Consider the following 12,191-nt stretch of genomic DNA (forward strand, 5'->3'; position numbering starts at 1 on the left):
TGCCCATGGGGAGCCCTGATTGATCCGGTTCTGCAGGAGGGCCTGGCGGGCAGTGTCATGGGACAAGGGAGTCAAAAACCGCCAGAATGGCCCTCCCGATCACCGCGCCCTTGAGGAATACCCGAAATCATGACGGACAGCAGCCTGGACAAGGGCATCCTGACGGTGGGGGAATTGCTGCTCGACCGGAGCCTGGCAATTCCCGTGTATCAACGCCCCTACAAATGGACGACCGCGCATGTGCACCAACTGCTGGGAGATCTCCTGACCCATCGTCACAAGGAGGCCTACCGCCTGGGCACCCTCGTGTTCCACCGGGAGACCGAAGACGGACGGCGCTACATCGTGGATGGCCAGCAGCGTACGGTCACCCTGATGCTCATCGTCCAGGCCCTGATCCAGGAGCACCTGGAGGGGCACCGGCTCGAGCGCAATGACCTGAAGGTCAGGCTGGCGGAGCTGAAAACGGCTCTGGCGGCTTTCGATCATGATTTCGACAACCCGCTTTCCCAGCGCAACATCCGCAACAACTATCTGGACATCGCCCGTTTTGTCGCTCGTCCGGAGTGCGATGAGGATCTGGTCGCCTTCCTGCTGGAGCGCTGCCAGCTGGTGACCTTCACCCTGGGTGACATCTCCGAGGCTTTCCAGTTCTTCGACTCCCAGAATGCCCGGGGGCGTGACCTGGATCCCCATGATCTCCTCAAGGCCTTCCACCTGCGGGCCTTCAGCCTCCAGGATGAGCCTCTCAAGGCGCGCACTGTCTCCGGCTGGGAGAACACCGACAGCGGGGAGCTGGTGACCCTGTTTGCTCAGTACCTTTACCGCATCCGCCAGTGGGTCAAGGGCCGTTCTGCCCGCTACTTCAGCAAGGAGGACTGTGCCCTATTCAAGGGGATCAATATGGATGAGGTGGCCCATTACCCCTATGTGGAGGGCCTGCGCATCACCCACCATTTTGTGGACAACTACAACCGGCACTATGCCCGCAATATCGACGGGCAGCGGATGGCCTTTCCCTTCAGCCTTGATCAGATCATCCTCAATGGCCGCCGCTTCTTCGAGATGATCGCTCACTACCAGCTGACGGGCTTTCACAAAGGTGGCCTGACCCTCAAGGCGGAGAGCCTGGGGGGCTGCAGGCTCTCGGAGACGGCGGCTTGCATCACCGAGGTCCTGAACACCTATGAGGGTCGTCAGCGGACCGGTGATCGCTATGTGCGCATGATGTTTGATTGCCTGCTGGTGTATTACCTGGATAAGTTCGGGACAGCAGAACTGTCCCGGGCCATCGAGAAAATCTTCATCTGGGCCTACACCCTGCGCCTGCGCCTGCAGAGCGTGCACCTGGCGAGCGTGGACAACCATGTCCTGCAGAACAACCTCTTTGCGCTGCTGAGGGATGCCACCGCTCCTGAAGCCCTGCTGGATTACCCTCTCCCCATGCTGCGCCGGCCGGATCCCCGCTGGAATCCCGCCCCCGGACTGCTCGCCCTTTTCGAAAAAATGCACTATGTGGAATGACCCGCCCATCACCCTGTCCGTCCGGCAGCTCCTGACGGATCCGGCACTCCACCGCATCCCCATGTATCAGCGCAACTATGCCTGGGGTGAGGGAGAGATCACCCAGCTGATCCGTGATGTGGTGGACTCGGTCCAGGAAGGGAGTGCCCAGGGTCACCCCTATTACCTGGGTACCCTGGTGGTTTTTGAACGGCAGGAAGACGCCCTCACGGTTTTTGAGGTCATCGACGGTCAGCAGCGCCTGACCACCTTGCTCCTGCTGTGTCTGTACCTGTGTGGCCAGGGAGACCGCCCCTCCGGATGGACGGCCCGATTGAACGTGGATTTCGAGAATCGTCCCCGGTCGCGCCGGACCCTTGAGGCGATTGCCCGCCTGGGCACCCATCCCGCCGCCCTGGACGGACTCGCGCCTCAGGACACCCATGAAGGCATCCGCCAGGGGTACGAAATCATCCGTCGTGTCTTGCCCAGGGCGCTCAAGGACACGGATCCGGCGTCCCCCCTATCCCGGGAAGCCTTTGCCCGTTTCCTGTACGAAAAGGTCCGGATCATGCGGGTCAAGGTTCCCCGCGACACGGACTTGAACCACTACTTCGAGATCATGAACAACCGGGGGGAGCAGCTTGAGAAGCATGAGGTGCTCAAGGCCCGTCTCATGGCGGTGTTTGCGGGCAACGACGAGGAGGCAAGGCACAACCGCCAGTGCTTCAACCGGATCTGGGAAGCCTGTGCCAGCATGGACAGGTACGTTCAGGCCGGGTTTGTCCCCGGTCAGCGGGACCGGATCTTTGGTCCGAAGGACTGGGGATCCCTCCAGATGGCCGATTTTGACCAGCTCCGGGACTGCCTCTGCGGGGCCGAGGAGGCCGCTGGAGATCCGGGTGTCCGTGGGGCAACTCTGGCGGAGCTGACCCGCCCCGGCTGGCGGGGGCCCGGGGTGGCGCCACTGAAGGAGGCTCCCCCCGAGCGTTTCGGTGCTGTCATCAACTTCCCCAACTTCCTGCTCCAGGTGTTGCGGGTATTCCGCCAGGTGGAGCTACCCCTGGATGACAAACGTCTGATCCGAGTCTTCGAGGTGCACCTGCTGGCAAGCCGCAGCCCCCGGGAGGTGAAGGATTTTGCATTCACCCTGCTGCGCTGCCGTTTTCTGTTTGATCAGTACGTCCTCCGACGGGAGTCCCTCGGGGGTAGTGACGCCTGGACTCTGCAGCGTCACATCTGGCGCGAGGGCAATGGTGCAGGGCAGGCCGACTACCTGAACACCTTCAGCACGGCGGGGGACAATCGCCGGATCCTGATGCTGCTCGCCGCCTTCCATGTGTCGGCTCCCGGCCAGGCTTACAAATACTGGCTCCAGGCGGCCCTGGACTGGCTCCACGCCCGCCATGCAGCGGGGGAGGCCATCACGGAAGAGAACTATCTGGCCCAGCTGGAATCGGTGGCCCGGGCATTCGTCTTCGACAGGCATCTGGGGGCAGGCCTGGGCTATGACCAGATCATCCGGCACAACGCCGGCGCCTGTCAGGCCCGCCGGGCCTCCTTCGACCTGATCCGCATGGATGACCAGCTGACGTTTGAAGGCCTCCAGAACAATCTGGTCTTCAACTACCTGGATTATCTGCTCTGGCTTCGTCATGGGGCCCGCTGCGCGGCCATCCAGAAATTTGAATTCACTCCGCGCAGCTCGTTGGAGCATTACTATCCCCGACAGCCCATGCCCGGTCACGATGCCTGGGTGGATGAGGACCTGGACTGTTTCGGTAATCTTTGCCTGATCAGCCACAGCAAAAACTCCCGCCTCAGCAACCATCCCCCCGAAGCCAAGAAATCCCATTACAAGGCAGGGAATCCCGACAGTATCAAGCAGTACCTGATGATGGAAATGACCACCGGGGAGACGCCCTGGACCCCTCAGACCATGCGTGCCCACTACGAAGAAATCAAGGGCGTCCTGCTGGACGCCCTTGACGAGGCTGCGCCACCGGTAGCCGGGTGCGCGGATGCACCCGGGACCGGAGCAGGCAGTTAGCCTTTCCGGCGCAGGGCGGCCAGCAGGCCCAGGGCGCCCAGACCCAGGGCCAGGCTGGTGGGCTCGGGCACGCTGCTGGCAGCGCTGCGCAGGCTGACCTGGTCGATGCTCAGGAATGAGGTGCCCACATAATCCCCTTCGTCGGCGACGCCGAACACCAGGTCAAAGCTGCCACCGTTCAGGAAGGTCTGGCTGAACAGGCCGCTGCCGGTGCCCCCCAGCACGTGGGCAAGAACGTTCACCTGGCCGTCCACCATCACGAAGGCGAAGTCGTTCATGAAGGTGTCCAGGGAGGAGAAGTCCCACGCAAAGGACAGGGTGTCGCCGGCCGCCACCGTGAGGGTCTGACGCAGGGCGGAGCCTTCGAAGGACCAGCTGTTCAGGTCCAGGGCGCCGAGGGGCAGGCCGGCAAAGCTTTCCAGACCACCCGGGACGCCCACTAGGGCGGCGGCCGTACCGGACAGGTTGCGGGCGGCCGGGCCGGCGCCGTCGTCATCCTCCAGGGATGCAGTGGTGAGCACGGCGCTGCCGTTGACCACCGCCACGTCACCCAGCGCCGACCAGCCACTCAGGTCGGTGTCGAAGGTGCCATTTACCAGGGCGGCGTGGGCGTTGCCGAAGGCGGCCAGCAGCAGCCCGGCGAGCAGATTCTTGGCGTGTTTCATGATCTCGTTTTCCTTGGTTCTTACGGGGCGACGACGAAGTCGCGGCCGCTGTCGATGGCGCTGGAGGCAACCCCCTTCAGCAGTGCCAGCGGGCGGGCAATGGCAGTACCGGCATTGCCGTCCGGGTCGATCTGGATACTGGTGCCGGCGCTGGTGGACACCAGCTTGAGGTAGCCGTCGGCGACCGGATTGGTGCCGGTGTAGCCGATGCTGACCAGCAGGGCGCGCAGGTCGATACGATCCGTGCCGGGCACGAAGTCGGTGATCGTGTCGCCCGCATCCCGCAGGCTCTGGTAGACAAAGGTGTCTGCACCACTGCCCCCGGTCAGGGTGTCGGCGCCCGCTCCTCCGCTGATCACGTCATCCCCGGCGGTGCCGGTCAGGGTGTCACGGCTACCGCTGCCCTCCACCTTCTTCACCAGGTTCAGGCCGATGAGGACCGGGTCGTGGTCAGAAGAACGGTAAGGCGTGGCGGAGTACAGGTCGGGAGTGCAGGTCGGGCAGACCGGCGTCTTGAACTCCAGGTTGTAGTCCAGGAAAGAGGGTTCGTCCGCGTTGATGTGCCAGTGGCCGATGCCGGCCACCTGGGCGTCCAGGGAGGCGCTGGTGAGGGCATGGTCCAGGTAGCCGATCTCCCCGTCGAAGACGTAGGAGTAGGGCTGGCTTTCCCGGGCGGCCAGCTGGTCCACCAGGCCGGCGCCGCTCAGGGCCAGGATCGGATCTTCCTTGCCGTAGGCGTTCAGGTCGCCGATCACGGCCACGTCCGGGTCAGCGGCGCTGGCCTTGACCTGCTCGATGAAGTTGAGGAGCTGGCGTGACTGGTCCACCCGCTGGGCGTTGTAGCAGCCCTGGCCGTCTCCCTGATCCTGGTTGGCTCCGGTGGCGTCCCCGCAGCCCTTGGACTTGAAGTGGTTTACCACCACCGAGAACTTTTCGCCGTTGGCGGCGGCAAAGGTCTGGGCCAGGGGCGGGCGGTTGTGGATGGCGGAGGTGTCGGACAGGGCGGCACCGATCCGGGTCAGCTTGCCGGGTTTGTAGATCATGGCGACCTTGATCTCGTCGCTGCCGGTTCCACCGGCCGGATCCGGTACCACGGCATAGGTGCCGGCACCCAGTGCGGCATTGAGGCCGTTCACCAGATCCTGGATCGCCGAGGTGGCCCCATGACCGTCGTTCTCGATCTCCATCAGGCCCACCACGTCGGCGTTGATGGCCTTGAGGGCGCCGATGATCTTGGTGCGCTGGCGCTCAAACTCGGTGATGCTGGAGGCGCCCCGGGAGGTGGGGAAGCCGCCGCCCGTGCCGTTGCCGTTGAAATAGTTGAGAACGTTGAAGCTGGCCACCTTGACGTTGCCGCCCACATCCAGCGGGGTGGTGGTGCGGGGGTGTGCCCGGCTGAAGCTCACCGCTTGGGTGGGATGGAGGCGGTAGTCGATGGCGGCCGGCGTGCTGGCATTGATGGCGCCCTGATCCAGGACCCCGACCAGCTCCCCATTCACCGTGTCACCACCACGGACGGTGTTGCCGGCGCCCAGATAGGGCGTCGGGCTCGGGTTCTGGCGGGTGGAGCCATCATCCAGCACCAGCAGGCGGCGCTGGTTCTCGTCGGCCAGGGCCAGGGCTTCCGGCGAGCCGGCGGGGAAGCGGTTGGTGGCCTTTTCGATGCGGCCGTTGGCCGACAGGGTCAGCTGACCGAAGCGGCCCAGGAAGAAATTCTGGGCGACGGTCATCGGGGAGACGATGCGCACCAGCATGCCTTCGTAGCGCTCCAGCTCGCCATTCACCGATTCCGGCAGGCTCACATCCACCGGGGTGACGCTTTCGCCACTGGCCAGCAGGCTGATGCCGGTGGGGGCGGTGAGCTGGGTCTGGCCATTGAATTCGGCCACACTGCCCTTCAGGCTGATGCGCTGCCCTGCCGCCACGGTGGGCGGGGTGCTGGTGAACACATAGATCCCATCCGAGGTGGCCGGGTTGCCGTCGCCCACCGGATCCTGCAGGAAGAAGCCGTTGTTGGTCACCAGGGTGACCACGCCCGTCACGCTGACGCTCTGGCCCAGGCGCGGGCTGGTGGTGCCGCTCCCCTGAATTTCCCCGATCGGGGTGATGCTCGCCGCCGGGGTGACCGTCACATCCACGGTGCAGCTGGCGCTTTGCGCCCCGTTGTTGGCGAACAGCACGCTCACCGGATAGCTACCGGCCGCGACACTGGCGCTGGCCTGGAGGGTCACACTGGCAGAGCCGCCGTTGGTAGTGGCCGGGGTGGTGCTGCCGAGGCTGATGCCGGCCACGGCGCCGCTGGCGAGGGTGGCAGTGGTGACAATGCTGTCCGCATCGCTGGCGCTCAGGACCACGCTGCCGGCCGTGCCCTGCTGGACATTCAGCGGGCTGCAGCTCGCCACGATGGGCGCGTTGACGGGGGCGCTGCCGCCGCCGCACTGATTGACAGGCGATCCGCTGTTGCGGGGAGAGGGCACGTCGGCTACAAAGTCGGCACCGTTCTGGTCGCTGTCGGTACAGCCGCCGGCGGCGCGGAACAGGGCGAGGCTGTTGCTGGGTGCCGGCGCAGCGGTGGTGCCTTCCTTGAAGTTGGCGCTCCCGAAGCCCACCAGGTCCACGATCTGGGCACTCTGTTCAGAGCTGCAGGGGGTGCTGCCACCGTTACAGGCGATGCCGGTCGCGGTGTTGGCCAGGATCACCTTGCCTGCGGTTGCCGCCATGGTAATGTTGCCGGACGCGTCGGGGCTGGGCAAGACGGCGCCGGTGCCGGCGCCGGGGGCGAGCTGGACCAGGAAATACTGGCCTGGCTGCAGGGTTCCGCTCAGGGGCGTCCTCGAGCTGGCGAAGTTGCCGGTGCCGGCAGCGCTGGCGTACTGGATGGACCAGCCCTCCAGGCTGATGGGCGTGCTGCTCCGGTTGAAGAGCTCGACGTAATCGTTCTTGAAGGGGCTGAGGTTATTGCCACCGCCACCGAACAGCTGGCTGATGACGACATCGGAGGCGGCCAGGGCAAGGCCGCTGACGCTGAGCAGGCCGGCGGCGCAGAGGGCCGTGGCAAGGCGGTTGGGTAGGTGCATGGAGCGCATTCCGGGCATAGGGAAAGCCCGGGAATATAGTCAGCCGGAATTACACCACTCCTGGCCCAGTTTCACCGAAAACTCCTCCGATTGGAGGAGGCCTCTCAGTCCCAGCGCTCCTGATAGTGGAAGGTGGGCAGCTTCCAGCCAAAGCGCAGTGCCAGCATCCGGAACACGAAGCCCAGCACGAAGCAGACCAGCATGTTGAGATCGGTGTCCACGCCGGCCGCCCTGAGTGCCAGGAACAGGGCGCAGACAACCAGGGAAACGCTGGCGTAGAGTTCCCGACGAAACACGATCGGGACCTGGTTGCACAGCACATCCCGCAGGATGCCGCCACAAATCCCCGTCAGCATGCCCGCCATGATGACCACCACGACCGGGTAGTTTAGCTGGAGCGCAACATTGCAGCCGATCAACGAAAAGGCGATCAGCCCCAGGGCGTCCAGGACCAGGAAGAGCCGCTTCATGTGATGCATGTGACGGGCGATCAGCGTGGTGAACAACCCGGCCAGCACCACCAGATAGACATACTCCGGATGCTGGGTCCAGCCGATCGGGTAATGGCCGAGCACCACGTCCCGTATGGTGCCACCGCCCAGGGCGGTGACAAAGGCGATCACCACGACCCCGAAGACGTCCATGCTGCGGCGCCCGGCTGCCAGGGCGCCCGACATGGCTTCGGCAGTGATGGCGATGAGGTAGATGACCAGCAGCAGATCGAACTGCTTGGTGGCCAGGGGCTGAAAAACGTGGGCAAGGGTGTCCAGCATCAGGGAGGCTCCGTCTGAAATCAGGATGCACTGTTGAAGTGCTCCTGTGACGCCTCTCCCCCTGTCCTTTTACCTGAGAGTTTCAACCCGCAAACGGGTCTGCCCCTTCGGTGAGCTGCCGGACGCAAGAGCGCCCGGCAACTTCTCTCCAGCCGGCGAAATATCTCTGCGGTTCCGTGTGCCTGAGCGATTATGGGAGTTTGCGCCTTCGGCGGGGCCCGGGGACCGGTGCCCTCTCTCCCGCAGAGCCCCGGATTATGGTGAGTTGGCGTGGCAGGTGTCAATGCGCCGCTTGCTGGGGTGCGTCTGCGCCTGGGGGCTTCCTCATCCTTGCCCGCGTTACAGATGCATGTCGATTTTTCCGGCCAGCCGGGTCACGGTGCGCCGGCGGATGGCCTCCTTCTCGTGGGCATGGGCGTTGGGCGGAAAGGGTTCGCTGAGGGCCTTGGAGTGGTAGAGCGGAGAGCTCACGATCACCTTGAGCGGTGTGACATGCACCGATGCCAGGATCGCAAACTCCAGTTCCCGGCAATCCTGCTGGGATCCCAGCGGGTTCCAGTCCTGGGTGGTGGGACGGGCCGCATGAAACCTGGCGATGCGCTGGGGGCGCCCGTTCTCGAAGGTAAAAACACTGCTGACGCTCCTGGCCACTTTGGCCAGGAGTTCCCTGTCGTGGATGTTCATGGGAGACCTTTCAAGAAATGGGGTCTTCAGTGTTGCCTGCGCGGGTTACGGCGGTATTGAGGGCGCCGCTCATCCGTCCGGCTGCTTGCTGTGCCAGGACGGACGCGGGGTCCCGTCCCCGCCAGCGCACCCACCCTCACCACATCAGATCATCCGGCACCTGGAACGCTGCGTAAGGATCGTCCTCCGCGATTTCGGTGCTGGTTTTCCTTACCTGCACCACGATGGACGGATCCCGCTCGGCGATCTTGTCCGCAATCACCTTTGGCACCAGTTCGGTAGCGTCGCCCAGGCAGACAATCATCAGATGCCCGGCCGCCAGATGGTCCTGCACTTTGGCCGACACGTGGATCCGCTTGATCTTGTTGTCGTGGGTGAAGTTGTAGGCAATGTCCCCATTGCCCCTGTGCTGGCGGTTCTGCTGGATCATCTGGACAATTTGTGCCGCGATGGCCTTCTGGGTCGCGGCTGCGTCCCGCTGGGCATTGAGTTCCCGGGCCCGTTCCGCGTTCCTGCGCTGCATTTCCAGCGCCGCCAGGCGTGCTTCATCCACGCTCTCGACGCCGCTCTTGCGCTCGATTTTCTTCTGCCGGGTTTTTTCGTGGCTGGTCTGCTTGAGTTTCTTCTTGTCGACCAGGCCGGATTTCAAAAACTGTTCTTGCAAGGAAGCCATGCGGGCCACTCCGACCAACTGAAAGGCGCCAGCATAACAAAAATGCCCAGGCCCGCCGCCGGGTTCTGCCCTGCTGCACTACCCGCGGCGGCCACAGGGAGCTCAAGCCCTCAGGCCGAGATGGGTCGGTGGCCTGAGAGGCAGGCGGGTAAGGGCATCTTCGATCCTTCCTGCCCTGGCCCATGGACCCCATCAGGTGGTCAGCTTGAGCCCCACAATGCCTGCAAAAATCAGCAGCAGGCTGAACAGGCGGGCGAAGTGGGCGGGTTCTCCAAACAGCAGGATGCCCAGGAGGGCGGTGCCGATGGCCCCGATCCCCACCCAAACCGCATAGGCAGTGCCCACGGGCAGGGATTTCATGGCGACACCCAGCAGGCCGAAACTCAGCATCATGGAGAGGATCGTCCACACACTGGGCCACAGCCGGGTGAACCCCTCGGTGTATTTGAGACCAATTGCCCAAGCCACTTCCAGCAGCCCGGCAAGCGCCAGTATTCCCCAGTTCATGGAGTGCTCCTCGATCAAAAGGGGCCGTCCCCGCAATGACATGGAGAGGTGAGGTCGTCCTCACTTCCTGTGGAAACCCATCCTAGCACAGCCTTTCAGCAGAGGCCGCCAGGCACTGATTCCGCCCGCTTTCCTTCACCTGGTACATGGTATGGTCGGCCTGCCGGATGATGTCATCGGCCTTGGCCCCATGATCGAACACCGCGATCCCGATGCTCGCCGTGCAGCGATGCTCAAGGGGTTTGCCATGCTTGCTGCGCACGGCGTAGGGCTGGTTGAGCTGCTCGAGCACCTTTTCCCCGATCAATCTGGCCTGCTCGATGGCCCTCGGGTGCTGGGCATCGAGTCCGCTCAGCAGCACCACAAACTCATCTCCCCCGAAACGCGCCACCGTATCGCAGGCCCGCACGCAGTCCTGAATACGGCAGGCCACCTGCACCAGCAACTGATCGCCAGCCTCGTGACCGTAGCGGTCGTTGAGGGGCTTGAAATTGTCCAGATCGAGGAACAGCAGCGCCCCCAGCTGCCCGCTGCGGCGGGCGGCAGCCACCACCTGCTCGAAGCGGTCGTACAACAGCCGGCGGTTCGGCAGCCCGGTGAGGGCATCGTAGAAGGCCTGGTGACGGATCTGTTCCTCAAGGCGCTGCCGCTCGGTGATGTCCGTGGCCAGGGCGATGATGTGGCGCGGCTCGCCGGGCCGTTCGGGCAGCCAGGCATTGAACCACTCGCAGGTGATGCTGCGCCCGCTGCGGGTCAGGTTCTGATTGATGCTGTGGGGCAGCAGCGCCGAATCCGGTGCGTTGGCTTCCGGGGCCAGGCGGGGCAGCAGTTGGCTCTTCTCGTGTTCCGGGATCATGAACTCGTCAAAGCGCTTGCCCAGCACCTCTTCCCGCCGCCATCCGAACAGGGCTTCCGCCTGCCGGTTCCAGCCCACCACCACGAAGCCCGGCTGCCAGACGATGCCCGCCGAGGGGGAGGTTTCAAAAATGATCCGATGCCAGCTCTCGCTTTTCTTGAGGGCCTCTTCCGTCCGGGTCTTTTCGGCAATGGCCGTGGCCAGGCGGCGGTTGGTGCGGTGAATGTAGAATGCGATCCCGCCGATCAGCAGGGTGGCCCCGGCCAGGCTGCTCATCAGTCCGTACAGCCAGCCCGGCGGGCCGTCGCGGCGGGGCTTGTAGAAGAAGGCATCGAGGGATTGCTCCGCATCCACCAGCCCGAAGTTGCCATAGGTGCGGGCAATGGCCTGCCAGCGTCCCGGGTTGTTGTGACCGATCTCGATCACTTCCGGATTGATCAGGTCGTGCAATGCCCGGGCCTCATACAGCAGATGCTCCCGGGATTTCCCCTGGCTGTTGTAGCGCTGGAGGATCAGGTCCGCGATCTCTTCGGGATGGGACAGGGCATATTCCCAGCCCCGCTTCGAGGCTGCATAGAAGGCGGCCACCACCTCGGGTTTCCGTTTTTCCAGATCCTGCCGGGTGAACAGCACATCCCCGTAGAAGTCGAGGCCATAGGTGGAGGGCTTGAGAATCGTGTACGGCACCTTCCGCAGGTCCAGCTGATAGGGCTCGTTTGAGGAGTAGGCATTCACCGCCGCCACCCGCTCGCTCACCAGGTCGTCCAGATGACCTTCGTCCGGTACCGTCTTCAGGCGGTCCAGGGCGATGCCCTCATTGATGAACATGCTCTTGAGGTCCACATCCTGGTTGTCTCCCATCAGCGCGATCGGCTCGGCCTCGGGCTTGACCAGATCCACCAGGCGCTTGTCCTGTCCCCGCACGATCAGGATGTTGGGTGAATGCTGGAAGATGGGACCGAGCATCAGCACCGGCGCGCCCTGCAGGTAGCTGACCACCAGGCTCGAAAGCGCGATTCCGAATTCGCTCCGCCCGTTCAGCACGCCCTGCACCGGATTGGCGCCCGGCCCGCCCTCCCTGAGGGTCACGTCCAGCCCGGCGTCCCGATAGAAACCCTTCTCCAGGGCCGCGTAGTAGCCGGCAAACTGGAACTGGTGAAACCAGCGCAATTCCAGGCTGACGGGCTCCAGGGCCTGGGCCGGCAGGCTGATGCAGGACACAAACAGGAGAGCGGGGGACAGCAGCTTGCGCGTGAGACGTTGAATCATGTTGTTGTTCTGAGCATCCCATCCGCGCGTCCCGCACGCCCGGCGTTCCGGAAGAAACGAATATGGCTTACAAGGAGAACGGCAGCGCCGCGATGACCGACACGTCATTGGTGCGAGCTCGCAGCGCTAGAGGA

9 protein-coding genes and 1 riboswitch are annotated in these 12,191 nt (G+C 63.9%); of the genes, 2 read left to right on the top strand and 7 right to left on the bottom strand.

Annotated features, from left to right (window positions below):
• Positions 1–129 precede the first annotated feature (129 nt).
• Both PHD22_RS06470 and PHD22_RS06475 read left to right on the top strand, forming a co-directional pair.
• Complete coding sequence (locus PHD22_RS06470; RefSeq protein ID WP_299863954.1) at positions 130–1,524, top strand: DUF262 domain-containing protein; 1,395 nt, start codon at positions 130–132, stop codon at positions 1,522–1,524.
• Positions 1,514–3,553: a DUF262 domain-containing protein gene (locus PHD22_RS06475; RefSeq protein WP_299863956.1), complete on the top strand. Its 2,040-nt coding sequence runs from the start codon at positions 1,514–1,516 to the stop codon at positions 3,551–3,553. The genes PHD22_RS06470 and PHD22_RS06475 overlap by 11 nt, the downstream gene beginning before the upstream one ends.
• On the opposite strand, the gene PHD22_RS06480 is transcribed toward PHD22_RS06475, so the two are convergent.
• The 7 genes from PHD22_RS06480 to PHD22_RS06510 all read right to left on the bottom strand — a co-directional run bounded on the left by PHD22_RS06480 (position 3,550) and on the right by PHD22_RS06510 (position 12,057).
• On the bottom strand, positions 3,550–4,218 hold the full coding sequence (locus tag PHD22_RS06480) for a PEP-CTERM sorting domain-containing protein (protein ID WP_299863958.1): 669 nt from the start codon (positions 4,216–4,218) through the stop codon (positions 3,550–3,552). The genes PHD22_RS06475 and PHD22_RS06480 overlap by 4 nt on opposite strands.
• A gap of 20 nt (positions 4,219–4,238) precedes the next feature.
• On the bottom strand, positions 4,239–7,295 hold the full coding sequence (locus PHD22_RS06485; protein WP_299863959.1) for an ExeM/NucH family extracellular endonuclease: 3,057 nt from the start codon (positions 7,293–7,295) through the stop codon (positions 4,239–4,241).
• A gap of 104 nt (positions 7,296–7,399) precedes the next feature.
• Positions 7,400–8,068, bottom strand: coding sequence for a trimeric intracellular cation channel family protein (locus tag PHD22_RS06490; RefSeq protein ID WP_299863961.1), 669 nt, complete (start codon positions 8,066–8,068; stop codon positions 7,400–7,402).
• Positions 8,069–8,227: 159 nt separating this feature from the next.
• Positions 8,228–8,321: riboswitch (glycine riboswitch) on the bottom strand.
• An 86-nt stretch (positions 8,322–8,407) separates the two neighbouring features.
• Positions 8,408–8,752, bottom strand: a complete 345-nt coding sequence (locus PHD22_RS06495; RefSeq protein ID WP_299863963.1) for a hypothetical protein — start codon at positions 8,750–8,752, stop codon at positions 8,408–8,410.
• A 136-nt stretch (positions 8,753–8,888) separates the two neighbouring features.
• A complete protein-coding gene (locus tag PHD22_RS06500) occupies positions 8,889–9,425 on the bottom strand; it encodes a DUF2058 domain-containing protein (RefSeq protein ID WP_299863965.1) in 537 nt (178 codons plus the stop codon).
• Positions 9,426–9,617: 192 nt separating this feature from the next.
• Complete coding sequence (gene sugE / locus PHD22_RS06505; RefSeq protein WP_299863968.1) at positions 9,618–9,932, bottom strand: quaternary ammonium compound efflux SMR transporter SugE; 315 nt, start codon at positions 9,930–9,932, stop codon at positions 9,618–9,620.
• Between the two features lie 82 nt (positions 9,933–10,014).
• Positions 10,015–12,057, bottom strand: coding sequence for a diguanylate cyclase (locus PHD22_RS06510; protein WP_299863971.1), 2,043 nt, complete (start codon positions 12,055–12,057; stop codon positions 10,015–10,017).
• Positions 12,058–12,191: the final 134 nt, after the last annotated feature.

The sequence above is a fragment of the Zoogloea sp. genome, assembly GCF_028693495.1.
In the GTDB taxonomy this organism is placed as follows: Bacteria; Pseudomonadota; Gammaproteobacteria; order Burkholderiales; family Rhodocyclaceae; genus Zoogloea.

Bases quoted from the DNA above. Each gene is read 5' to 3' on its own strand.
- PHD22_RS06490 (WP_299863961.1), bottom strand. From the start codon at position 8,068: ATGCTGGACACCCTTGCCCACGTTTTTCAGCCCCTGGCCACCAAGCAG.
- sugE (WP_299863968.1), bottom strand. From the start codon at position 9,932: ATGAACTGGGGAATACTGGCGCTTGCCGGGCTGCTGGAAGTGGCTTGG.
- PHD22_RS06480 (WP_299863958.1), bottom strand. From the start codon at position 4,218: ATGAAACACGCCAAGAATCTGCTCGCCGGGCTGCTGCTGGCCGCCTTC.
- PHD22_RS06475 (WP_299863956.1), top strand. From the start codon at position 1,514: ATGTGGAATGACCCGCCCATCACCCTGTCCGTCCGGCAGCTCCTGACG.
- PHD22_RS06495 (WP_299863963.1), bottom strand. From the start codon at position 8,752: ATGAACATCCACGACAGGGAACTCCTGGCCAAAGTGGCCAGGAGCGTC.
- PHD22_RS06470 (WP_299863954.1), top strand. From the start codon at position 130: ATGACGGACAGCAGCCTGGACAAGGGCATCCTGACGGTGGGGGAATTG.
- PHD22_RS06485 (WP_299863959.1), bottom strand. From the start codon at position 7,295: ATGCACCTACCCAACCGCCTTGCCACGGCCCTCTGCGCCGCCGGCCTG.
- PHD22_RS06500 (WP_299863965.1), bottom strand. From the start codon at position 9,425: ATGGCTTCCTTGCAAGAACAGTTTTTGAAATCCGGCCTGGTCGACAAG.
- PHD22_RS06510 (WP_299863971.1), bottom strand. From the start codon at position 12,057: ATGATTCAACGTCTCACGCGCAAGCTGCTGTCCCCCGCTCTCCTGTTT.